Consider the following 21,620-nt stretch of genomic DNA (forward strand, 5'->3'; position numbering starts at 1 on the left):
TTTACAGGCATGAACCGCAGACGTTTTATTAAAGCCTCAATGGCGCTTGCCGCAGCGTGCGGCACACCGGCTCTGGCTACGCTCTTTTCACGCGAAGCCTGGGCGCAGGAAGCAGGTATCGCGGATGGTCAGAGCCGTGCCTTTGATTTCTCTGTCCTTCAGTCGATGGCCCGGGATCTCGCCGGCCAGCCGTGGGGCGGGGCGCCGCGCCCGCTGCCGCAGACGCTGGCTACCCTCACGCCCCAGCAGTACAACAGCATTCAGTACGATGCGGCCCACTCGCTGTGGAGCAACATCGAGGGGCGCGAGCTGGACGTGCAGTTCTTCCACGTCGGCATGGGCTTCCGCCGCCGGGTGCGCATGTTCTCGCTGGACGCCGCCACCCGTCAGGCGCGGGAGATTCACTTCCGCCCGGAGCTGTTCAACTACAACGACGCCGGGGTCGATACCCGTCAGCTTGAGGGCCAGAGCGACCTGGGCTTCGCCGGATTCCGCGCCTTCAAAGCGCCGGAGCTGGCGCGCCGCGACATCGTCTCTTTCCTCGGGGCCAGCTACTTCCGCGCGGTGGATGACACCTATCAGTACGGGCTCTCCGCCCGTGGTCTGGCGGTGGATACCTTCACCGATACTCCGGAAGAGTTCCCGGACTTCACCGCGTTCTGGTTTGAAACCCCGAAAGCCGACGACACCACCTTTGTGGTCTATACGCTGCTCGACGGCCCGAGCGTCACCGGCGCGTACAAGTTCACCATTCACTGCGAGCAGGCGCAGGTGATTATGGAGGTGGAAAACCACCTCTATGCCCGCAAGGACATCAAGCAGGTCGGCATCGCGCCGATGACCAGCATGTTCAGCTGCGGCAACCACGAGCGCCGGATGTGCGACACCATCCACCCGCAGATCCACGACTCGGATCGCCTCGCCATGTGGCGCGGTAACGGCGAGTGGATCTGCCGTCCGCTGAATAACCCGCAGAAACTGCAGTTCAACGCCTTCCAGGATAACAATCCGAAGGGCTTCGGCCTGCTGCAGCTCGACCGCGACTTCGATAACTATCAGGACATCATGGGCTGGTACAACAAGCGCCCAAGCCTGTGGGTCGAGCCGCGCAACAGCTGGGGCAAAGGGTCGGTCAACCTGATGGAGATCCCGACCACCGGGGAGACGCTGGATAACATCGTCTGCTTCTGGCAGCCGGAGAAGCCCATCAAGGCGGGGGACACCCTCAACTTCAAGTACCGCCTTTACTGGAGCGCGCAGCCGCCGGTACATACGCCACTGGCACGGGTACGCGCCACCCGCAGCGGGATGGGCGGCTTCCCGGAAGGCTGGGCACCGGGTGAACACTACCCGACGACCTGGGCGCGCCGTTTTGCCATCGACTTCACCGGGCCGGGCCTGAAAGAGGCCGCACCGCGCGGTATCGAGCCGGTGATTACGCTCTCTAACGGTGAAGCGAAGCAGGTGGAGATCCTCTACGTCGAGCCGTTCGACGGCTACCGTATTCAGTTCGACTGGTATCCGACCAATGACTCGGTCGAACCGGTGGAGATGCGCATGTTCCTGCGCTGTCAGGGGGAGGCGATCAGCGAAACCTGGCTGTATCAGTATTTCCCACCGGCGCCGGACAAGCGAAACTACGTGGACGACAGACAGATGCGCTAAGCAAAACGCCCCTTACGGGGCGTTTTTTATTCTTTACCGTAATACATCCCTTCCAGCTTCATGCCGTCCGGGTCGAGGAAAAATACCGCGTAGTAATCCTCATAGTATTCCCCCGCCGGATCGACAATCGGCACGTTGTGATTTTCCAGCCAGGCCTGAAGCTCGTCCACGCCGTCGCGCCCGTCAAGCTGCCAGGCATAGTGGTGAAATCCCGGATTGCCCTTGCGGTAAGGGTGCTTCATGCCCTGAGCATCGGCCTGGGCGATCCACAGTCGGGTCACGCCGTTGCTCCAGCCGACCATGGTTTCATCATCCGCCATCAGCTCGAAGCCGAGAAAGGTCAGCAGACCGGAGTAAAACTGGCGGGATACCGCCATGTCGCTGACCGTCAGAACCAGATGATCGACGCCTTTAACCTGTGCCATGCGCTTTCCTCTTTGCGTTGTGGAATAAATAACTATAGTAAACAATGATGTTTCAACCCAACCGACAGAGGATTCCAGGATGCAGGAGATGACGCAGTGGCAGGATGAAACCCTGGTGGTGGATGAGGAGATTGTGCTGCGCTCGGTCCACGAGCGGTACGAAGCGTCGCTCTATGCGCTGGTGGTGGCCAACCGGGCGTTTCTGCAGCAGGCGATGAACTGGCCGCAGTACGTCATCGGCCCCGAGGAGACGCGCAAAACCCTGCATGGCAACTATCTGTTGCACCATCGCGGCTACGCCAAAATGTTTCTTATCTTCCACGATGAGACGCTGTGCGGCGTGGTGTCGTTCAATCAGGTCGAGCCGCTGAACAAAACCGCCTATATCGGCTACTGGCTGGAGGAGGGCGCGCAGGGACGCGGCATTATCAGCCGCTCGATTCAGGCCATCATGCGCCACTATGCCGACAAGGGCGAGGTGCGCCGCTTTGTCATCAAGTGCATCGTCACTAATGAGGCCAGCAATCGGGTAGCGCAGCGCAACGGCTTCAGCCTGGAAGGGTGCCTGAAGCAGGCGGAGTACCTCAACGGCGACTACCATGACCAGAACATCTACGGTCGCATCATCGAGGCGGCTCAGAACACCCCGTAGAACGGCGTGCGGGTGATACGCTGCGCGCCACCGATGGCTTTTGGGCCGCGCAGATGCAGCGTTTCCCCGTCGCACCCCTCGACTACCGCCTCATCGCTGAGGGTCACCTGGTGTTCGATCAGCACGTTGCCGATCACCCGGGCGCTGCCGCACAGGGTGACGCCTTCATCCAGCATAATCGGCCCGCCGGAGAGCACCGCGCTACCGTACACCTCCACCTGATGGCGCAGCAGGCAGTCGCCCTCAATAACGGCGCTGCCGTGCACTCTGGAGCTGTAGCGCAGCGTCGGGCTCTGGTCTTCGCCGGTACCGGCGCTGATACGCGCCTGACCATACACCGCCGCGCAGTCGCACACCCAGACGTTGTTGTCGTCATTCCCCAGCAGCAGGGCATCGTCGAACACCTCAGCCCGATGCTCAACGAAGGCGTGCCTGGCGATGGCCCGGCCATAAATCTGCGCCTGATGCACCACCCGGGAGTGGTCTATCGTCGCCTGGTGATAGATTTGCAGGATCTGCGTCGCATCGGTGGTCATCCCCTGAGCGGCGTAGACTTCGCTCTGATTTATCACCCGCGCCTCGTCGCGAATTGAGCAGCGGCCGCGCACCGTTGAGTGCTGTACCGTGGCGCTGCCGGCGATCTCCGCCCCTTCGCTGAGCGTGGCGTTGTCCACCCAGGCATTGTCGGTGATGCGCACGCCGTCCCCGACAGTGCAGGTGCCAGTGACGCGCGCGTTGCCGTCGATGTGCGCCCCGGCCAGCACCAGGCTGTTCTCGGCGTAGATCCAGCAGTCGCCGTGCTGGCTCAGGCAGGACTCGTCCGCCACCCAGCCGCCGCAGCTTCCGGCAGTCACATCGCTGAAATCGCGCAGGGCGCGAATCTGGTGCATCTCTATCCACTGTTTTTCACCGTTCAGCTCGACGGTGACACGCTGCGATACGGGATTCAGTTCATATTTATCCATGGATGCGCTCCGGAGGGCCTGCAATAAAGCTAGCAGAGAATGGGGTTCGTCGGCGTTGCGCGTGAAGTTGCATTGGTAATACAATTTCCGCCTCGCTCATAGCTGACAGGACAGACAGATGAAACAACGTGATGAAAACTACTTCAGTGAAACCTGGGGCCTGACGCCGACGCACTCCGAGGTGCTTAACGCGCTGAAGTACGTAAAACCGGGCCGGGCGCTGGATCTGGGCTGCGGTGGCGGGCGTAACACCCTGTGGCTGGCAAGCCAGGGGTTTGAGGTTACCGCGTGGGATAAACATCCTGGCAGCATTGCGCGCCTGCGCGAGATTGCCGCGGCGGAAGGGCTGAACATTGAGATTGCCGAGAAAGACCTGAACCACCTGACCTTCGAGGGCGAGTACGACTTTATTCTCTCCACCGTAGTGATGATGTTTCTCGAGCCGCAGGCAATCCCGCGCCTGATTGGCGATATGCAGCGCGCCACCGTGCCGGGCGGCTACAACCTGATCGTCGCGGCGATGGATACCGAGGATTATCCGAAGCTTGAGATGTTCCCGTTCGGGTTTAAGGCCGGCGAGCTGCGTGACTACTACGCCGGCTGGGAGTGCGTGAAGTACAACGAGGACGTCGGCGAACTGCACCGCACCGACGCCCAGGGGAACCGCATCAAGCAGCGTTTTGCCACCGCGCTTATGCGTAAGGCTTAGCCGCCAGCAGGCAGGCGTGGAGCGCCACCTTGTAAGAGGCCTCAAAAGCCTTAAGCGGTAAAAACTCAAACTTAGAATGGAAGTTGTGCGCGCCGGTAAAGAAGTTCGGCGTCAGCAGGCCCTTCGCCGAGAGCGCCGCCCCGTCGGTACCGCCGCGCATCGGCGTCACTTTCGGTTCAATATCCAGCTCCGCCATCGCGGCAAACAGCAGGTCGATGGCGCGGCGATCTTCTCCAATCGCATTGCTGATGTTGCTGTAGACATCGCTTATCTCAAACTCCACTTTCGCGGTCGGGTAGCGGCTGGCAATGGTCTGCACCGCCTCGCCAATCTGCGCCTTGCGCGCCGCAAAACCGTCGCGGTCGAAGTCGCGAATGCTGGCCTGAAGCACGGCCTGATTCTGATTGGCGTTGATGCCGTTAAACCAGACGTAGCCTTCGCGGCCTTCGGTATGCTCGGGGGTTTGCTGCCGGTCGAACAGGCTGATGTAGTCGGTCGCCATCAGCAGGGGATTAACCAGCACGCCTTTGGCCGACATCGGGTGCGCCGACACGCCGTGGAAACGGATCTCCGCCTGGGCGGCGTTGAAGTTTTCGTACACTATTTCCCCTGTCTCGCAGCAGTCGATGGTCCAGGCAAAATCGACGGCAAAGCGCGCCAGATCCAGCGCCTTAGCGCCGCGCAGGCCAATCTCCTCGTCCGGCACAAAGGCCACCACGATATCGCCGTGCTTGTGCTCAGGGCGCAGGTTCTCCAGCAGCGTCATCACCACCGTAACCGCGGCTTTGTTGTCCGCCCCCAGCACGCTGGTGCCGTCGCTGAAGATGATCTCTTCGCCGGGATAGCTGAGGATTTCCGGGTGCTCGGCTACCCTCAGCCAGATGTCCTGTTCGCGATTAAGGCAGAGATCCTGACCGTCAAACCGCAGGATCTGCGGATGAATATCCGGTGACAGGCCGACGTCGACGGTGTCGATGTGGGTGATAAACCCGACGCGCGGCGCACCCGGGACGGTGCCCGGTTTGACGGCGGTCACCGTGGCGTGTTCGTCGATAACAATCTGCTCCAGCCCCAGGGTTTTCAACTCGTCGGCCAACGCCTGCGCCATGACGAACTGGCCCGCCGTGCTGGGCAGGGCGGTGGCTTTGGCATCGCTCTGGCTGGTAATCGCAAGGTAGCGGAAGAAACGCTGGGTTAATTGACTGGCGAGCGGCGACGGCATAGTGATTCCTTCTTTATTTGTATTATCAGGTGTTTGCGTTGTTACTTTAATGTTATTTATGCAAAGGCAAACTACAAGCATTCATTACGGCGCCATAAAAATAGAGAAGGAAACGCTATGAGATGCAAACTCACCACACTTGCTGTGGCTTTCGCCGCCCTGACGGTCAGTTCCACTGTCGCGGCCAACACCCTGGTTTACTGCTCCGAAGGATCGCCGGAGAACTTCAATCCTCAGCTTTACACCTCCGGGACCAGCGTGGACGCCAGCGGGGTGCCGGTCTACAACCGCCTGGTAGACTTTAAACCGGGAACCACCGAACTGGTGCCGAGCCTGGCGGAAAAGTGGGACGTCAGCGAAGACGGTAAGGTCTACACCTTCCATCTGCGCAAAGGCGTGAAGTTCCAGAGCAACAAGTACTTCACCCCGACGCGCGACTTTAACGCCGACGACGTGATCTTCTCGTTTATGCGCCAGAAGGACCCGAAACACCCGTACCACAACGTGTCCAACGGCAACTACTCCAACTTCGAAAGCCTTGAGTTCGGCAAGCTGATTACCGCCATCGACAAAGTGGACGACCACACGGTGCGCTTTACCCTGACGCAGCCGGAAGCGCCGTTTGTCGCCGATCTTGCCTGGTACTTCGCCTCGATCCTGTCGGCGGAGTACGCCGATGCGATGATGAAAGCCGGCACCCCGGAGCGCGTCGATATGGACCCTGTCGGCACCGGGCCGTTCCGACTTGCGCAGTATCAGAAGGATTCCCGCATTCTGTTCACCGCGTTCCCGGACTACTGGGAGGGCAAAGCGAAGCTTGACCGCCTGGTGTTCAGCATCACTCCGGATGCCTCGGTGCGTTTCGCCAAGCTTGAGAAAAACGAGTGTCAGGTGATGCCGTTCCCGAACCCGGCGGATCTGCCGCGCATGAAGGAGAACAAAGACATCACCCTGATGCAGAAAGCGGGGCTTAACACCGGGTTCCTGGCGTTCAACACCCAGAAACCGCCGCTGGATAACGTCAAGGTGCGTCAGGCGCTGGCGCTGGCGATCAACAAACCGGCCATCATTGAGGCGGTGTTCCACGGCACCGGCTCGGCGGCGAAAAATATTCTGCCGCCGGGAGTCTGGAGCGCCGATGCGGATCGCCCTGATTACCCGTACGATCCGGCGCGTGCCAAAGCGCTGCTGAAAGAGGCGGGCTTCGCTGACGGGATGAGCATCGACCTGTGGGCGATGCCGGTTCAGCGTCCCTACAACCCGAACGCCAAGCGCATGGCGGAGATGATTCAGTCCGACTGGGCGAAAGTGGGCGTGAAGGCCAACGTGGTGACCTACGAATGGGGCGAGTACCTGAAACGCGTCAAGGGCGGCGAGCACCAGGCGGCGCTGATGGGCTGGACCACCGCCACCGGCGATCCGGATAACTTCTTCGGCCCGCTGTTCACCTGCACCTCGGCGCAGGGCGGCTCTAACTCCGCGAAGTGGTGCTACAAGCCGTTTGACGATCTGATTATCAAAGCCAGGGCGATCACCGATCAGTCGCAGCGCGCGGCGCTGTACAAAGAAGCCCAGCAGATGATGCACGATCAGATGCCGGCGGTGATGATTGCCCACTCGACCATTTTCGAGCCGGTGCGCAAAGGCGTGACCGGGTATGAAGTGGACCCGTTCGGCAAACACATTTTTTACCAGGTTGATGTGAAAAAATAGTCACTACTTACCCCGCTCCGGCGGGGTATTTTTTATCATTCAACCCCATACTCGCCACATAAAACGTCACATTCATAACGGCGGCGAATGAGAAATGTGCGCGCCGTTATAATTCTCTCATCAAGGCATTTTTAGGCTCGCTGCGGCAGGCGCTTTTGGCTATAACTACAGAGCCTGAGGGCCACTCACAGGGAACTTCCAATGCGCACCACCACTCTTGTTAACGCTACGCTTTTAACCGCCGCACTGGTGCTGGCGGGCTGTTCATCATCCGTCACGCAGTCGGATAAGTATTCGGGATTTTTAAAGGATTATTCAGGACTTGAGGAGACCACGTCCGCCTCGGGTAAACCGGTGCTGCGCTGGATCGCACCGGGCTTTAACGAGGCCAATTACGACAGCCTCGTCTATAACCCCATCGTGTTTTACCCGGCGCCAAAACCTTCCTCGCAGGTCAGCCAGCAGATGCTCGACGGCGTGCTGAACTACACCAACACCCGCATGAAAGAGGCGGCGGCGAAACGTAAACCGCTGGTCACCACGCCAGGCCCACGCAGCCTGATTTTCCGCGGGGCGATTACCGGGGTGGATACCAGCAAGAAGGGCTTCCAGGTGTATGAAGTGCTGCCCATCGCGCTGGTGGTTGCCGGTACCCAGGTCGCAACCGGGCACCGCACCATGAACACCGATCTCTACTTTGAGGGGGAGCTTATCGACGCGGCCACCCAGCAGCCGGTAATGCGAGTGGTGCGTAAGGGCGAGGGCAAAACCCTGCGCAATGAAAATACCCCGATGACCGTTGATACCCTGAAGAGCGTGATTGACGATCTGGCGGTAGACGCCGAGATGTTCGGCACCACCGCCGGGAACAAGTAAACCGTCTCCGGGGCGCGCAGGGCGCCCCGGCAGATCTAGCGAACGCGACGCGCACGCCCCAGAATCCAGTAGCTCACGCCACCTCCCACCAGTCCCCAGAACGCCGACCCGATTCCGCCCAGCGTAAATCCGGACGCGGTAATCAGAAACGTCACCACCGCCGCATCCCGGTGCGTCTCATCAACCAGCGCCTGCCACAGGCTGCCGCTGATGGTGCCGAGCAGCGCCAGCCCGGCGAGCATCAGGATCCACGCCTGTGGCAAGGCGGTCAGCAGGGTGGCGATTGACCCGCCGGCGATCCCGGCCAGCAGATAGAATACCCCCGCGGCGGCGGCGGCCTGCCAGCGCTTCGCGGCATCGGGATGCGCCTCCGGGCTCTGGCAGATGGCAGCGGTGATGGCCGCAATACAGATGGAGAACACGCCAAACGGCGCCAGCAGCAGGGCGATGCCGCCGGTCACCGTCATCAGCGTGGACACCGGCAGCCGGTAGCCCGCCGCCTGCATGGTGGCAATCCCCGGCGCATTCTGCGAAGCCATGGTCACCAGAAAGAACGGTACCCCGATGCCGAGCAGGGAGGCGAGGGTGAAGTGCGGGACGGTAAACACCGGCAGCACCGGCGTGACCGTAATGGCCGAGGCAGCAATCCTCCCGGTCAGGCCCGCCAGCAGCAGCCCGACCAGCAGCGCCACCACAATGGCATAGCGTGGCGCGAGGGCTTTGGCGATAAGCCAGGCGCACAGCATGCCGCCGCACAGCAGCAGGTTATCCGGCAGCGTGGCGAACGCCTGCAAACCAAAGCGCAGCAGAATGCCCGCCAGCATTGCCGCGGCCAGCGCGTGGGGAATGAAGGTCATCAGCCGGGCAAACAGGCCGGTGACGCCGCACAGCACGATCAGCGCCGAGGAGAACACGAACACGCCAACCGCCTCCTGGATCGGCACCCCCGGCAGGCTGGTCGCCAGCAGGGCGGCGCCCGGCGTTGACCATGCGGTCAGTACCGGCGCGCGAAACCACAGGGTCAGCACCAGGGTACTGACCCCCATGCCGATACCGAGCATCGTCATCCAGCCGGCAATCACCGCGGGCGACGCCCCGGCGGCATCGGCCGCCTGCCAGACGATTGCCGCCGAACTGGCATAGCCCACCAGCACCGCGACAAAGCCCGCCAGCAGCGTGGGCAGAGGGAGAGAGAACGAACGCATAGAGCCTCTTTTGTGCGTTATAACGTCCAGCGACTCTATCACCGTGCGCTATAACGCACAAGGCGCTATACTTGCGGCGCAAAAGGAGAAGAACAATGGATATCGCAACGCACCTGGCCGCAAGGCTAAAACAGCTGCGTCAGTCACGCGGGCTAAGTCTGACCCAGGCCGCTGAGCTGACCGGCGTATCAAAGGCGATGCTGGGCCAGATTGAGCGCAATGAGTCCAGCCCCACCGTGGCAACGCTGTGGAAAATCGCCACCGGGTTTAACGTCCCGCTGTCGGAATTTCTGGTCACCCCAACGCCTGCGCCACGCCCGGTCTACGATCCACAGAGCAACGGCATGACCATTACACCGTTGTTTCCCTACGACGCGCAGCTGCGTTTTGACCACTTTGCCATTACGCTGGGGCCGGGTGCGCAAAGCGACTCTACGCCCCATGAAGCGGGTGTGATTGAACATGTGGTGGTCATCAGCGGGGCGCTGGATATGCAGATCGACGGCGTCTGGCAGACGCTGGCGGCGGGCGAGGGCGTGCGGTTCGCCGGGGATTGCCCCCACAGCTACCGCAACGCGCAGCAGACGCCGACCCAGTTTCACTCGCTGATTCACTACCCGGCAAAGGCGTAAAAAAAACCGCAGGCCCAAAGCCTGCGGTAAGCAACGACGAATCACAACGACAGTGTGATCAGGATGTAACAGTCCGGAAAACCCTTTCACCTTACCCAGTGACGGCGCGCTGGTGAACCACGTTATTTCGCTATGCTTTCCCGGCGCGAGCAAATAGCCGCGGGGCGCGTGAAACTATTCCCCTGCGACGGGCTTCTGACTACAATAGCCGCCTTTCGCACATCTCGGATAATGACTACATGCGCCTGCACTCTTCTCATCTCGAACTGCTCAGCCCAGCTCGCGACGTCTCTATCGCCCGTGAGGCGATCCTGCACGGTGCCGACGCCGTGTATATCGGTGGCCCGGGCTTTGGCGCGCGCCATAACGCCAGCAACAGCCTGCGCGATATCGCTGAACTGGTGCCGTTTGCCCACCGCTTTGGGGCAAAAATCTTCGTGACGCTGAACACCATTCTGCACGATGACGAGCTGGAACCGGCGCAGCGCCTGATCACCGATCTGTGGCAGGCGGGCGTGGACGCGCTGATCGTGCAGGATATGGGCGTGCTGGAGCTGGATATTCCGCCCATCGAGCTGCACGCCAGCACCCAGTGCGACATCCGCACCGTCGAGAAGGCGAAGTTTCTCTCGGATGTCGGCTTCTCGCAGATCGTTCTGGCCCGCGAGCTGAACCTTCAGCAGATCAAAGCCATTCACGACCACACCGACGCCACCATCGAGTTTTTCATTCACGGCGCGCTGTGCGTGGCCTATTCCGGGCAGTGCAACATCTCCCACGCCCACACCGGGCGCAGCGCGAACCGCGGCGACTGCTCCCAGGCCTGCCGTCTGCCCTATACCCTGAAAGACGATCAGGGCCGCGTGGTGGCCTATGACAAGCATCTGCTGTCGATGAAAGATAACGATCAGACCGCCAATCTGGCGGCGCTGGTCGATGCAGGCGTGCGCTCCTTCAAGATTGAAGGGCGCTACAAAGACATGAGCTACGTGAAAAACATCACGGCGCACTATCGTCAGATGCTGGATGCGATCATTGAAGACCGCGGCGACCTGGCGCGCGCCTCCGCCGGACGCACCGAGCACTTCTTCGTGCCTTCCACCGATAAAACCTTCCACCGCGGCAGCACCGACTACTTTGTTAACGCCCGCAAAATCGATATCGGCGCTTTTGACTCGCCGAAGTTCATCGGCCTGCCGGTCGGGGAAGTGCTTAAGGTTGGCCGCGATCACCTTGATGTGGAGACCACCGAGCCGCTGGCGAACGGCGACGGGCTGAACGTGATGATCAAGCGTGAAGTGGTCGGCTTTCGCGTTAACGTCGCGCAGAAAACCGCGGAAAATCGCTACCGCGTCTTCCCGAACGAGATGCCTGAGGGGCTGAAGAACCTGCGTCCGCATCACGCCCTGAACCGCAACCTCGACCATAACTGGCAGCAGGCGCTGCTGAAAACCTCCAGCGAGCGCCGCATCGGCGTGAAGATTGCGCTTGGCGGCTGGCAGGAACAGCTGATACTGACGCTGACCAGCGAGGACGGCGTCAGCGTAACCCAGACGCTGGACGGGCAGTTCGACGAGGCCACCAACGCCGAAAAGGCGCTGTCTTCGCTTCAGGACGGCCTGGCGAAGCTGGGGCAGACCATCTACTACGCTCAGGACGTGCAGATTACGCTGCCGGGCGCGCTGTTCGTGCCGAACAGCCAGCTCAACCAGCTGCGCCGCGACGCGGTTGAGGCGCTGGATGCGGCCCGTCTGGCGGCGTACCCGCGCGGCCTGCGCAAAGCGGTGAGCGACCCGGCTCCGGTCTACCCGGAGACGCACCTGTCGTTCCTGGCGAACGTCTACAACCACAAAGCACGCGAGTTTTATCACCGCTATGGCGTACAGCTGATCGATGCGGCCTATGAAGCCCACGAAGAGAAGGGCGATGTGCCGGTGATGATCACCAAGCACTGCCTGCGCTTCGCCTTCAACCTGTGCCCGAAACAGGCGAAAGGCAACATCAAAAGCTGGAAGGCCACGCCGATGCAGCTGATTAACGGCGACGAGGTGCTGACCCTGAAATTCGACTGTCGCCCGTGTGAGATGCACGTCATCGGCAAGATGAAAAACCACATCCTCAAAATGCCGCTGCCCGGCAGCGTGGTAGCCTCCATCAGCGCTGACGATCTGATGAAAACCCTGCCGAAGCGCAAAGGGATTTAACAGGGTAACGACGGCGGCCTTGCGCCGCCGCGTGCGCATTACCCATGACACGGCTGCCCGCGGTACCGGTAAACAATGTGCCGTTATTTCCGCCGCGTGTTGGCGCGGGGAAACCCCAATAAAAAAGGAGGCTTGCGCCTCCTTTTGTTTAATGCGACTTAAATCCTGCCGCGGTCATCAGTACCCTGAAGAACATCCCGACCAGCGACAGCGCCAGCACGCTGCCGCCCCAGAGGACCACCATCCACAGCAGGCGTTTCCAGAGCGGGTTTTGCTGTGCCATCAATGGTAGCCCTCCCCATGCTGAACCTTGCCGCGGAACACGTAGTAGCTCCAGAAGGTGTAGACCAGAATAACCGGGATAATCAGCAGCGCGCCGACCAGCATAAAGCCCTGGCTGGCTGGCGGTGCCGCGGCCTGCCAGATGGTGATGGACGGCGGAATGATGTGCGGCCAGATGCTGATCCCAAGCCCGCTAAAGCCGAGGAAAATCAGCCCCAGCGTCAGGACAAATGCCAGCGTGTGGCTGTGCGGGTTATTCAGGCAGCGCCACAGCCAGAAGCTGAACAGCACCACCAGAACCGGTACCGGCAGCAGGAACCACAGGTTCGGGAAACTGAACCAGCGGTCGGCGATATCCGGGTGGGTCAGCGGCGTCCAGGCGCTGATGACCGCGATGGTCACCAGCAGGGCGAGCAGCAGCGGCTTCGCCACCACGCGCATCCTGTCCTGAAGCGGATTTTCACTTTTCATTACCAGCCAGCTGGCACCCAGCAGGGCATAGGCGATCACCAGACCCAGGCCGCAGAACAGGTTAAACGGCGTTAGCCAGTCGAGCGCGCCGCCGGCAAAGCTGCGGCCTTCCACCGGGAAGCCGTTGATCACCGCCCCGACCGCCACGCCCTGGCTGAAGGTCGCCAGAATCGAGCCGCACAGGAAGGAGATATCCCAGAACGGACGGTGCGACTCGGTCGCCTTGAAGCGAAACTCAAACGCCACGCCGCGGAAAATCAGGCCGATCAGCATGGCGGTGAGCGGGATGGTCAACGCATCGATAATAACCGCATACGCCAGCGGGAACGCGCCGAACAGCCCGGCGCCGCCCAGCACCAGCCAGGTCTCGTTGCCATCCCACACCGGCGCGACGCTGTTAACCATCACATCGCGGTCATGGGGATCGCGGATGAACGGAAACAGGATACCGATCCCGAGATCGAAGCCGTCCATGACGATATACATCAGCGTGGCGAACACGATGATGACGAACCAGATAATGGAGAGATCGATACCCATTATTTTTTCTCCTCAGCCTGTTCCAGCCTGTCGCCAGCCGCCGAAAGCGGACGGGCAGGGGTGCCGGTGGTGGACGATGGAATGCTGTCTACCGGGTCCGGGCCTTTCTTAATGAGCCGCACCATATAGAGATAGCCGATGCCAAACACCGAGGTGTAAACCACGATAAAGGTCAGCAGGCTGATGCTCATGTGCAGATCCCCATGCGCGGATACCGCGTCGCGGGTGCGCAGCAGGCCGTAGACCACCCACGGCTGACGTCCCACTTCGGTGGTCACCCAGCCGGCCAGAATGGCGATAAGCCCGGATGGCCCCATCCAGAGCGCAAAGTGGTGGAACGGACGCGAGTGGTAGAGGCGGCCCTTATAGCGCAGCCACAGGGCGATAAGGCCAAGGCCAATCATCAGGAAGCCCATGCCGACCATAATGCGGAACGACCAGAACACCACCGTCGAGTTAGGACGATCCTCTTTGGGGAACTCTTTTAACGCCGGAACCTGTTCGGTCAGGCTGTGGGTAAGGATCAGGCTACCCAGTTTCGGGATGGCCAGCCCGTATTTCGTGCGCTCCTCTTCCATGTCCGGCAGGCCGAACAGCAGCAGCGGCGTGGCTTCACCCGGCGGGTTCTCCCAGTGGCCTTCGATGGCGGCAATCTTCGCCGGCTGATGCTTCAGGGTGTTCAGACCGTGCATATCGCCGACCATCGCCTGAATCGGTGCCACCAGCAGCGCCATCCACAGCGCCATGGAGAACATCTTACGGATTGCCGGGGAGTCGTTGCCGCGCAGCAAATGCCAGGCCGCTGAAGCACCAACGAACAGCGCGCTACTCAGGAAGGCGGCAATCGACATGTGGAACAGGCGGTAGGGGAACGACGGGTTAAACACCACCGCGAACCAGTCCACCGGCACCACCTGGCCGTTCATCACTTCATATCCCTGCGGTGTGTGCATCCAGCTGTTTGACGCGAGGATCCAGAAGGTGGACATCAGCGTGCCGAGCGCCACCATGCAGGTGGCGAAGAAGTGCAGGCCGGGGCCGACTTTGTTCCAGCCAAACAGCATCACGCCGAGGAAGCCCGCTTCGAGGAAGAAGGCGGTAAGCACTTCATAGGTGAGCAACGGCCCGGTAATGCTGCCGGCGAACTCAGAGAAGCCGCTCCAGTTAGTACCGAACTGATAGGCCATTACCAGGCCAGACACGACGCCCATCCCGAAGTTAACGGCGAAGATTTTTGACCAGAAATGGTACAGCGAGCGCCATACCGGATTTTTTGTTTTCAGCCACAGACCTTCAAGCACCGCCAGATAGCTGGCAAGCCCGATAGTGATAGCCGGGAAAATAATATGGAAAGAGACAGTAAAAGCGAACTGTATCCTTGCCAGCATAAACGCGTCTAAACCAAACATGCACAATCCTCATGACATTATCGTGTCCTGCACCATGGTAAACAGTACCGGTGGCGGGAAGCAGAATCAGAATAGTGTAATTTGACTATAACAGTTGGAGAAAAAAGTGTAGTTTTGACATTCTGTTATAGCCAAGCGGCAGACGATGATGGGATTGCTGCGGTCTGGCTAAGATCTTGTTATTCAGGGCAGGACGTCCTGGGAGTAGGGATGAAAAAATATCAGCGCCTGGCACAGCAGATCACCGAGCAAATTGCGCTGGGCGTCTGGCAGCCCGGCGACCGATTACCCTCGCTGCGCGAACAGGTCGCCAGCAGCGGCATCAGCTTTATGACCGTCAGCCATGCCTACCAGGTGCTGGAGGGGCAGGGCGTGATCGTGGCGCGGCCCCAGTCAGGCTACTACGTCGCGCCTCGTCCGCGGCTCGCGAAACCCGCGCCGCCGGCGCAGGTGGTACGCGATGAAGCCGTGGACATCAACACCTACATTTTCGACGTATTGCAGGCCAGCACCAACGCCGCGGTGGTGCCCTTTGGCTCGGCGTTTCCCGACCCACGACTGTTCCCCCTGGCACAGCTTAACCGCTCGCTGGCCAACGTCAGTAAAACCGCCACCGCCATGAGCGTGATTGAGAACCTGCCGCCGGGCAATGAGGCGCTGCGCCATGCCATCGCCCGCCGCTATGCCTCTCAGGGCATGAGCATCTCACCGGATGAGATCGTTATTACCGCCGGGGCGCTGGAAGCCCTCAACCTGAGCCTGCAGGCGGTGACCGAGCCGGGAGACTGGGTGATCGTGGAGAACCCCTGCTTTTATGGTGCGCTTCAGGCGCTGGAGCGGCTGCGGCTTAAGGCGCTGTCGGTGGCGACCGACGTGCAGGAGGGGATTGACCTGACGGCGCTGGAAGAGGCGCTCAACACGTATCCCGTGAAAGCCTGCTGGCTGATGACTAACAGCCAGAACCCGCTCGGCTTCACCCTCAGCCCGCAGAAAAAACAGCGCCTGGTAGCGCTGCTTAACGAGCATAACGTTACGCTGATTGAGGACGACGTTTACAGCGAGCTCTACTACGGGCGCGATAAGCCGCTCCCGGCGCGGGCGTTCGACGCCAGCGGCACGACGCTGCACTGCTCCTCATTCTCCAAATGTCTGGTGGCCGGTTTTCGCATCGGCTGGGTCGCGGCGGGTAAGCATGCCCGTCGCATCCAGCAGCTGCAGCTGATGAGCACGCTCTCGACCAGCTCGCCGATGCAGCTTGCACTGGTCGATTACCTGGCGACCAAGCGCTACGACACTCACCTGCGACGCCTGCGCCGAATGCTGGCCCAGCGCAAAGCCCTGGCGACCCAGACGCTGCAACGCGTCCTGCCGCCCGACGTCAAAATTCACCGCAGCGACAGCGGCTATTTCCTCTGGCTGGAGCTACCGCCTTATCTGGATGCCAGCGTGCTGAGCGAGCGGGCGCTGCAACACAATATCAGCATCGCGCCTGGCAAAATGTTCAGCACCAGCGATACCTGGCGCCCCTTTTTCCGCTTCAACGCCTCGTGGGAGTGGAACGAGCGTGAAATCCAGGCGGTGGAAACCCTCGCCCGGCTGGTGCGCGAGATGCTGTAACCCTCCTCGGGCCAGAGGAAATTGCAATACCTTGTCTGCCCGCTCCCCTGGCTATCTACACTGTAAAAAGCGCGCCCGCTCTGCGGTTGACGAGCGCACCATTACACAGTGCGCTTCGTCACATCCTGGCTAAAAATCCGCCCGTCTGAGGGTGCGACGACGTGCCGAAGGCTACTGTTTTTTCATATACCTGACGCAGGGGTCAGGGTGACGATCGCGAGGGGAGCATGATGCAAAGCCAGCTGTTAATTGATGGATGTCTGGTAGAGGGCGCAGGCGCCAGGCTGCCGGTGTTTAACCCGGCGACGGGTGAGGTGCTGCTGGAGATGGCGGAAGCCACGCCGGCGCAGGTGGATGAGGCGGTGCGTGCGGCCAGCGCCGCGTTTGTGGAGTGGGGGCGCAGTACCCCGAAAGCCCGCGCTGAAGCGCTGCTGGCGGTGGCGGACATGATTGAAGCCCATGCCGAATCGCTGGCGCGTCTGGAGTCGCTTAACTGCGGTAAACCCTATCACTGTGTGATTAACGATGAGCTGCCGGCGGTGGTGGACGTGTTCCGCTTTTTTGCCGGTGCCGCACGCTGCCTGAACGGTCTGGCGGCGGGTGAGTACCTTGAGGGGCACACCTCGATGATCCGCCGCGACCCGGTGGGCGTGGTGGCCTCCATCGCCCCCTGGAACTATCCGCTGATGATGGCGGCCTGGAAGCTGGCGCCTGCCCTGGCGGCGGGTAACTGCGTGGTGCTCAAACCGTCCGAGATCACGCCGCTGACCGCCTTCCGGCTGGCGGAGCTGGTCAAAGATATCCTGCCGCCCGGCGTGCTTAACGTGCTGTTTGGTCGCGGCCAGACGGTGGGCGATGCGCTGACCGGGCATCCCGCCGTGCGCATGGTGTCACTCACCGGCTCCATCGCCACCGGGGAGCACATCATCGGCCACACTGCCGCCACCATTAAGCGTACCCATATGGAGCTTGGCGGTAAGGCCCCGGTGGTGGTGTTTGATGACGCCGACCTTGATGCCGTCGTGGAGGGCGTGCGCACCTTCGGTTACTACAATGCCGGGCAGGACTGCACCGCTGCCTGCAGCATCTACGCCCACGCGGCGATCTACGACGCGCTGGTTGAAAAGTTGGGCACGGCCGTGGCGAGCATCAAGCATGGCGCGCCGGACGACACGGATACCGAACTGGGGCCGCTCAGCTCGCTGGCGCATCTGGAGCGCGTAACGCAGGCGGTGGAGCGTGCCAAAGGGCTTCCGCATATCCGGGTAGTGACCGGCGGCGAGAAAGTGCAGGGCAGCGGATACTTCTTCCAGCCCACGCTGCTGGCTGGTGCGAAGCAGGAGGATGACATCGTTCAACAGGAAGTGTTCGGCCCGGTGGTGAGCGTTACGGCGTTTGAGGATGAAGAGCAGGTGATCGGCTGGGCCAATGACTCTCCCTACGGGCTGGCCTCTTCGGTATGGACGCGGGACGTCGGGCGCGCCCACCGGGTCAGCGCCCGGCTTCAGTATGGCTGCACCTGGGTCAACACCCATTTTATGCTGGTCAGCGAAATGCCGCACGGCGGCCAGAAACAGTCCGGTTACGGCAAAGATATGTCGCTCTATGGTCTTGAGGATTACACCGTAGTGCGTCACGTGATGATAAAACACTAAGCGCATGACGTTACCGCCTTCGGGCGGTGACGTTATTTCACAGTTTGATAAACCCACCTGGTTTAAGAGTTAACTTTTCGCTGCCGCTGCGTTACATTGATAAAAACTATTTATATTTCAGAAAAGGATGCTTCATGAAGAAGTGCGTCATTGTATTCGCGTGTCTTATACCCTCTGTTGCGCTGGCCAATGATGTACCGCAAAACCTTAAAGCCTCCGGTGAACAATTGGCCTGGTAATACCGCACGGCACCTCTTTTTGCGCGGCGTGAATAACGCGCCGCGCACGCTTATCAGGAAGTAATAATGAAAAAAATGATTATCTCTGCGCTGGCGGTGCTGCTGCTTGCGGGCTGTAACGATCCTAAAATCGACGCCACGACGGAAGACACGCTGAAATCCTCTCTTCAGGAAGTACGTAATAGTCTGGATGAAGCAGATAAACCGCGCTTTGATAAAGCGGTAGAAGTGGTTGCTTTAAGCAATATTTCCATTCCGGAATTACTGCAGGCCAAAGAAAAAGAGAATGACGCTTTTATCCAGAATAAATTCAAAGAGACGCTGAACGGTAAATCGGGCAAAGAGGTTATTAGCCTTGCCGATGAGATTACCCGCAAACAGGCGGATGAAAAACGTCAGGCGGTAGCCCGTGAAATCGCCACGCTTGAAGCAAATAAAGCCCATCGCGAGCTGGCGACCGAAAAACTGCAGGCCTTTGAACTCAAGTCCTCGCGGATTGAATATGGTAAAGAGGTGAACGGCGATGCGCCGGTTACCCTTATCATGACCATAACCAACCCCGAAAAAATCCCGGTCTACGGCGTCTCCTGGGTCATAGAGCGCTTTATTGATGGCAAACCCTATCCGGACACGGCCAGAACGTTCAGCTATGTATTTCCTCAACCGCTTGCCGCCGGTGAACGCGGTGAAATCACGCTTTCGCTGGGAAATAAAACGGCATGGGCAAATGACGGTCACCTGACGCCTGAGGCGTTCTCGGTATGGCTGTTCCGCGCGGATGGGGCAGACAAAAAGCCGATCTACAATATGGTCGCCTTCAACGACAACGATGAAGCGCGCTTGCAGCAGTTGAAGCAGCAAGCTGGAAAATAATTCGGGAAACATAAGGTAGCGCCTGCATATGTCATCTTCAAAAGAGTTTCTGCTTTCCGTATACGAACGGTGCAATGAGCATCTGAAGGATCAATCCACCAAACGCGATCAGGCGATTGCGTTTTATCTGGTGGTGCTCTCATTTTATTTTGGTTCGTACGGCAATATTTCGAAGATCCTGAACAGCCCGTATTCGCCGATCATGTTCAACATCGTGATGATTCTGGTCAGCGGCATGACAATACGCACCCTGGCCGGGCTACGTTCATGGCATATGCAGTACACCAATTCCGTGCTGTTCCTCAATAATATTATTATGCGCGAGGTGTTTGACCCGGCCGATATTAAGGCTGAGGCGCAGGCCTTTTACGCCCGCGTTGACGCCACCCTACAAGCCAGGCCGCTGCGCAAGTTGTTCGAGGGCATTGAGAACCGGGTGATTCTCGGCATGACGCTTATTTCCGGGCTGCCCGCCGCGATGCTGGTGAAAGAAGTGCTGCTCATGCTCAAATTCAGTCACAAAGAGCTGGCGTTTATTTTTGAGATTTCCGCATACCTGATTTACGTTTTGTACTACCTGAGAAGCACTATAATGGTGATTCGATCTTCAGGTAAATACCAGACATGGATAGTAAATTTTGGCTAAAAAAGTACATGAAAATCAGTACTTTAACGTTACGTTAAACGATAAAGGTTACCTGCGCATTTATCAGAAAACCGGCGGCGCGGTGGTAATTCCCACAGTGGGTGACAGCTACATTCTGATTGAACATCAGCGTGGCGATGAGGTGTTACTGGAGTTCCCACGCGGGTTTCTGGAGCAGGGTGAATCACACGCCGTGGGCGGCCTTCGTGAACTCAAAGAAGAGCTCAATCTTGATGGGGTAGCGGTTCAGGTGCTGGGGGAACTGCGCACCGACTCAGGGCTGATTCAGGATAATATCGCGGCGGTACAATGCACCGTCATCGGGACCCGCGGTATCACGCTTCAGCACAGTGAAGGCGTGCTCAGCTGGCGGCTGATGCCGCTGCCGGCATTGATGCGCGCGGTAAAAGCAGGGGAGATTAAAGATAATTTTACCCTGGCGGCCCTTATGCTGCTGCTGGCGCAGAACGCCTGATCGCCTCACAACCCGAAAAAAAACCCTTCTGAAGTGAAATCCAGAACATTTCAGAAGGGAGACCAAGGGGTCACTCGTTACAAGAACGCTACTAAAATATTCATCTGCGAAATAATTACCAGCCTTATCAGTTTCTTTATCTGAAATCAGACTTAAGCAAAACTCACTTATAGCGCAGCGGCAAGGTGCGCGTGGCTTCGCAAATGGCGGGGCAATCTACTACGCTTAACGTATCGCCCATCACAGGAGAGCGTTATGACGGACAAGCAAAACACCCAGGTAAAAGATTCCGATACCGAAAAAAATCCGGCGAAGAAGCCGCCCGCTAAACAGGGTGAAGTGCCGCGTAAGCGGGATGACAGCCAGGAAGGGTAGGTTGGGGGTGATACAGGCGTCGCGGATGCCTGTATCGTGCAACACCAGATGAACGTGCCAGCAGTACCCCGGCGCGTGTCTGTCGCTCAGTTACATGCTCAAGCCAATTACCGCATTCACCAGTGACGACGCCATAAAAATGCCGCCGAGCAGCAGCCAGGTCTGTTGTCTCTGCGTTGCAGCGAGCGCCAGCATAATCATGCCCAGCAGAAAAAACGGAATGGCGATGATGCTGAAAGTAGACATGATTCATCCTGTGCGGGTGACAAAGCCGTAAGGTAGCGCATTCTGAGTAATCGCCATACCTCTGAATATTGATGGGAACGGGTAAAACGGGTGAGGTTTCTCCGCTTTGCCCGGTTGGTTCTTGATATGTGTCAAAAAATCGCGCATAGTGCGCGCGAATTTTTTTGAAGCTGGATCACACTCTAACGATGACGCTTTACCAACACATGCTGGTTTTCTACGGCGTAATGGCGACGCTGGCCACGCTGATCACCTTTTTCCTCGCCAAAGATCGGCTGAGTATGAAAGTGCTGAGCGCGCTGCTGGTGGGCGCCACCTGGCCGATGAGTTTCCCGGTCGCGCTGATGTTTTCCCTGTTTTAATCGTCAGGCCGAGCCACGGCTGACAATCTCCCACGCCAGGATTTCATCCACCGGCTGCGTGTCGGGATTGTCAATCCGCGCCAGCAGTAGCTGCACGCTGCGCACCCCGAGCTGATGCATCGGCTGTTGAACGGTGGAGAGCGGCGGGGGGGGCACCCCCCC

Annotated in this window: 22 protein-coding genes; 13 read left to right on the forward strand and 9 right to left on the reverse strand. The window is 59.4% G+C overall.

What is annotated here, in order from left to right; all coding sequences use genetic code 11:
- Positions 1-9: 9 nt before the first annotated feature.
- Positions 10-1,665 (forward strand): glucan biosynthesis protein D, encoded by a 1,656-nt coding sequence (locus DW58_RS14205; RefSeq protein WP_024549555.1) that lies wholly within the window; start codon positions 10-12, stop codon positions 1,663-1,665.
- A 26-nt stretch (positions 1,666-1,691) separates the two neighbouring features.
- On the opposite strand, the gene DW58_RS14210 is transcribed toward DW58_RS14205, so the two are convergent.
- Complete coding sequence (locus DW58_RS14210) at positions 1,692-2,090, reverse strand: VOC family protein (RefSeq protein WP_024549554.1); 399 nt, start codon at positions 2,088-2,090, stop codon at positions 1,692-1,694.
- A 79-nt stretch (positions 2,091-2,169) separates the two neighbouring features.
- Here DW58_RS14210 and rimL point away from each other — a divergent pair, with 79 nt between their 5' ends.
- On the forward strand, positions 2,170-2,742 hold the full coding sequence (rimL, locus tag DW58_RS14215; protein ID WP_024549553.1) for a 50S ribosomal protein L7/L12-serine acetyltransferase: 573 nt from the start codon (positions 2,170-2,172) through the stop codon (positions 2,740-2,742).
- Here the strand turns inward: rimL and ydcK are convergent.
- Complete coding sequence (ydcK, locus tag DW58_RS14220) at positions 2,727-3,707, reverse strand: YdcK family protein (protein WP_024549552.1); 981 nt, start codon at positions 3,705-3,707, stop codon at positions 2,727-2,729. The two genes, rimL and ydcK, sit on opposite strands and share 16 nt — an antisense overlap.
- Positions 3,708-3,825: 118 nt before the next feature.
- Here ydcK and tehB point away from each other — a divergent pair, with 118 nt between their 5' ends.
- On the forward strand, positions 3,826-4,416 hold the full coding sequence (tehB, locus tag DW58_RS14225; protein WP_024549551.1) for a tellurite resistance methyltransferase TehB: 591 nt from the start codon (positions 3,826-3,828) through the stop codon (positions 4,414-4,416).
- Here the strand turns inward: tehB and pepT are convergent.
- Entirely contained in the window at positions 4,400-5,638 is a 1,239-nt protein-coding gene (gene pepT, locus DW58_RS14230; RefSeq protein ID WP_024549550.1) for a peptidase T, read from the reverse strand. The genes tehB and pepT overlap by 17 nt on opposite strands.
- A 117-nt stretch (positions 5,639-5,755) precedes the next feature.
- Here pepT and DW58_RS14235 point away from each other — a divergent pair, with 117 nt between their 5' ends.
- Complete coding sequence (locus tag DW58_RS14235) at positions 5,756-7,351, forward strand: ABC transporter substrate-binding protein (RefSeq protein ID WP_024549549.1); 1,596 nt, start codon at positions 5,756-5,758, stop codon at positions 7,349-7,351.
- Between the two features lie 201 nt (positions 7,352-7,552).
- The gene (locus tag DW58_RS14240) at positions 7,553-8,227 is read left to right on the forward strand and encodes a DUF3313 domain-containing protein (protein ID WP_024549548.1); all 675 of its coding nucleotides are present in this window, start codon (positions 7,553-7,555) and stop codon (positions 8,225-8,227) included.
- Positions 8,228-8,262: 35 nt separating this feature from the next.
- On the opposite strand, the gene DW58_RS14245 is transcribed toward DW58_RS14240, so the two are convergent.
- Positions 8,263-9,432 (reverse strand): benzoate/H(+) symporter BenE family transporter, encoded by a 1,170-nt coding sequence (locus DW58_RS14245; RefSeq protein WP_024549547.1) that lies wholly within the window; start codon positions 9,430-9,432, stop codon positions 8,263-8,265.
- A gap of 95 nt (positions 9,433-9,527) precedes the next feature.
- Between DW58_RS14245 and DW58_RS14250 the strand changes: the two genes are divergently transcribed.
- A complete protein-coding gene (locus DW58_RS14250) occupies positions 9,528-10,064 on the forward strand; it encodes a helix-turn-helix domain-containing protein (RefSeq protein ID WP_024549546.1) in 537 nt (178 codons plus the stop codon).
- A 239-nt stretch (positions 10,065-10,303) separates the two neighbouring features.
- Positions 10,304-12,268 (forward strand): peptidase U32 family protein, encoded by a 1,965-nt coding sequence (locus DW58_RS14255; RefSeq protein WP_024549545.1) that lies wholly within the window; start codon positions 10,304-10,306, stop codon positions 12,266-12,268.
- Between the two features lie 148 nt (positions 12,269-12,416).
- On the opposite strand, the gene DW58_RS20270 is transcribed toward DW58_RS14255, so the two are convergent.
- The 3 genes from DW58_RS20270 to DW58_RS14265 are packed head-to-tail and all read right to left on the reverse strand — an operon-like array spanning position 12,417 to position 14,970.
- Positions 12,417-12,551 carry a DUF2474 domain-containing protein gene (locus DW58_RS20270; RefSeq protein WP_071789273.1) on the reverse strand — a complete coding sequence of 45 codons (135 nt, stop codon included), beginning with the start codon at positions 12,549-12,551 and terminating at the stop codon, positions 12,417-12,419.
- Positions 12,551-13,561 (reverse strand): cytochrome d ubiquinol oxidase subunit II, encoded by a 1,011-nt coding sequence (cydB, locus tag DW58_RS14260; protein ID WP_024549544.1) that lies wholly within the window; start codon positions 13,559-13,561, stop codon positions 12,551-12,553. The genes DW58_RS20270 and cydB overlap by 1 nt, the downstream gene beginning before the upstream one ends.
- Entirely contained in the window at positions 13,561-14,970 is a 1,410-nt protein-coding gene (locus tag DW58_RS14265) for a cytochrome ubiquinol oxidase subunit I (protein ID WP_024549543.1), read from the reverse strand. Before DW58_RS14265 ends, cydB begins: the two co-directional genes overlap by 1 nt.
- Before the next feature lie 210 nt (positions 14,971-15,180).
- Here DW58_RS14265 and DW58_RS14270 point away from each other — a divergent pair, with 210 nt between their 5' ends.
- The 5 genes from DW58_RS14270 (at position 15,181) to DW58_RS14290 (ending at position 20,475) form a co-directional block, all read left to right on the forward strand.
- Positions 15,181-16,587, forward strand: a complete 1,407-nt coding sequence (locus tag DW58_RS14270) for an aminotransferase-like domain-containing protein (protein WP_024549542.1) — start codon at positions 15,181-15,183, stop codon at positions 16,585-16,587.
- 230 nt (positions 16,588-16,817) lie between these two features.
- Positions 16,818-18,242, forward strand: coding sequence for an aminobutyraldehyde dehydrogenase (gene patD, locus DW58_RS14275; RefSeq protein ID WP_024549541.1), 1,425 nt, complete (start codon positions 16,818-16,820; stop codon positions 18,240-18,242).
- Positions 18,243-18,547: 305 nt separating this feature from the next.
- On the forward strand, positions 18,548-19,354 hold the full coding sequence (locus DW58_RS14280; RefSeq protein ID WP_024549540.1) for a membrane lipoprotein lipid attachment site-containing protein: 807 nt from the start codon (positions 18,548-18,550) through the stop codon (positions 19,352-19,354).
- Positions 19,355-19,382: 28 nt separating this feature from the next.
- Positions 19,383-20,000 carry a hypothetical protein gene (locus DW58_RS14285; RefSeq protein WP_024549539.1) on the forward strand — a complete coding sequence of 206 codons (618 nt, stop codon included), beginning with the start codon at positions 19,383-19,385 and terminating at the stop codon, positions 19,998-20,000.
- Entirely contained in the window at positions 19,993-20,475 is a 483-nt protein-coding gene (locus DW58_RS14290; RefSeq protein WP_024549538.1) for an NUDIX hydrolase, read from the forward strand. The genes DW58_RS14285 and DW58_RS14290 overlap by 8 nt, the downstream gene beginning before the upstream one ends.
- 465 nt (positions 20,476-20,940) lie before the next feature.
- Here the strand turns inward: DW58_RS14290 and DW58_RS21200 are convergent, their stop codons facing one another.
- Positions 20,941-21,096: a hypothetical protein gene (locus DW58_RS21200; protein ID WP_162831864.1), complete on the reverse strand. Its 156-nt coding sequence runs from the start codon at positions 21,094-21,096 to the stop codon at positions 20,941-20,943.
- A gap of 188 nt (positions 21,097-21,284) precedes the next feature.
- Between DW58_RS21200 and DW58_RS20275 the strand changes: the two genes are divergently transcribed.
- Entirely contained in the window at positions 21,285-21,458 is a 174-nt protein-coding gene (locus DW58_RS20275) for a GhoT/OrtT family toxin (RefSeq protein WP_071789272.1), read from the forward strand.
- A 3-nt stretch (positions 21,459-21,461) separates the two neighbouring features.
- Here DW58_RS20275 and DW58_RS21420 read toward each other — a convergent pair.
- Positions 21,462-21,620, reverse strand: a 159-nt coding sequence (locus DW58_RS21420; protein WP_412778449.1) for a substrate-binding domain-containing protein, incomplete at its 5' end; no start/stop codon positions are given.

The organism is Siccibacter turicensis LMG 23730, from assembly GCF_000463155.2.
Lineage (GTDB): Bacteria > Pseudomonadota > Gammaproteobacteria > Enterobacterales > Enterobacteriaceae > Siccibacter > Siccibacter turicensis.

What these genes read in the sequence shown, in the direction of transcription:
- DW58_RS14285 (WP_024549539.1), top strand. Translation starts at nt 19,383, where the DNA reads ATGTCATCTTCAAAAGAGTTTCTGCTTTCCGTATACGAACGGTGCAAT.
- DW58_RS21200 (WP_162831864.1), bottom strand. Translation starts at nt 21,096, where the DNA reads ATGTCTACTTTCAGCATCATCGCCATTCCGTTTTTTCTGCTGGGCATG.
- DW58_RS20270 (WP_071789273.1), bottom strand. Translation starts at nt 12,551, where the DNA reads ATGGCACAGCAAAACCCGCTCTGGAAACGCCTGCTGTGGATGGTGGTC.
- DW58_RS14235 (WP_024549549.1), top strand. Translation starts at nt 5,756, where the DNA reads ATGAGATGCAAACTCACCACACTTGCTGTGGCTTTCGCCGCCCTGACG.
- DW58_RS14280 (WP_024549540.1), top strand. Translation starts at nt 18,548, where the DNA reads ATGAAAAAAATGATTATCTCTGCGCTGGCGGTGCTGCTGCTTGCGGGC.
- cydB (WP_024549544.1), bottom strand. Translation starts at nt 13,561, where the DNA reads ATGGGTATCGATCTCTCCATTATCTGGTTCGTCATCATCGTGTTCGCC.
- DW58_RS14265 (WP_024549543.1), bottom strand. Translation starts at nt 14,970, where the DNA reads ATGTTTGGTTTAGACGCGTTTATGCTGGCAAGGATACAGTTCGCTTTT.
- rimL (WP_024549553.1), top strand. Translation starts at nt 2,170, where the DNA reads ATGCAGGAGATGACGCAGTGGCAGGATGAAACCCTGGTGGTGGATGAG.
- DW58_RS14205 (WP_024549555.1), top strand. Translation starts at nt 10, where the DNA reads ATGAACCGCAGACGTTTTATTAAAGCCTCAATGGCGCTTGCCGCAGCG.
- tehB (WP_024549551.1), top strand. Translation starts at nt 3,826, where the DNA reads ATGAAACAACGTGATGAAAACTACTTCAGTGAAACCTGGGGCCTGACG.
- DW58_RS14255 (WP_024549545.1), top strand. Translation starts at nt 10,304, where the DNA reads ATGCGCCTGCACTCTTCTCATCTCGAACTGCTCAGCCCAGCTCGCGAC.
- pepT (WP_024549550.1), bottom strand. Translation starts at nt 5,638, where the DNA reads ATGCCGTCGCCGCTCGCCAGTCAATTAACCCAGCGTTTCTTCCGCTAC.
- DW58_RS14245 (WP_024549547.1), bottom strand. Translation starts at nt 9,432, where the DNA reads ATGCGTTCGTTCTCTCTCCCTCTGCCCACGCTGCTGGCGGGCTTTGTC.
- DW58_RS14240 (WP_024549548.1), top strand. Translation starts at nt 7,553, where the DNA reads ATGCGCACCACCACTCTTGTTAACGCTACGCTTTTAACCGCCGCACTG.
- DW58_RS14270 (WP_024549542.1), top strand. Translation starts at nt 15,181, where the DNA reads ATGAAAAAATATCAGCGCCTGGCACAGCAGATCACCGAGCAAATTGCG.
- patD (WP_024549541.1), top strand. Translation starts at nt 16,818, where the DNA reads ATGCAAAGCCAGCTGTTAATTGATGGATGTCTGGTAGAGGGCGCAGGC.
- DW58_RS20275 (WP_071789272.1), top strand. Translation starts at nt 21,285, where the DNA reads ATGACGCTTTACCAACACATGCTGGTTTTCTACGGCGTAATGGCGACG.
- DW58_RS14250 (WP_024549546.1), top strand. Translation starts at nt 9,528, where the DNA reads ATGGATATCGCAACGCACCTGGCCGCAAGGCTAAAACAGCTGCGTCAG.
- DW58_RS14210 (WP_024549554.1), bottom strand. Translation starts at nt 2,090, where the DNA reads ATGGCACAGGTTAAAGGCGTCGATCATCTGGTTCTGACGGTCAGCGAC.
- ydcK (WP_024549552.1), bottom strand. Translation starts at nt 3,707, where the DNA reads ATGGATAAATATGAACTGAATCCCGTATCGCAGCGTGTCACCGTCGAG.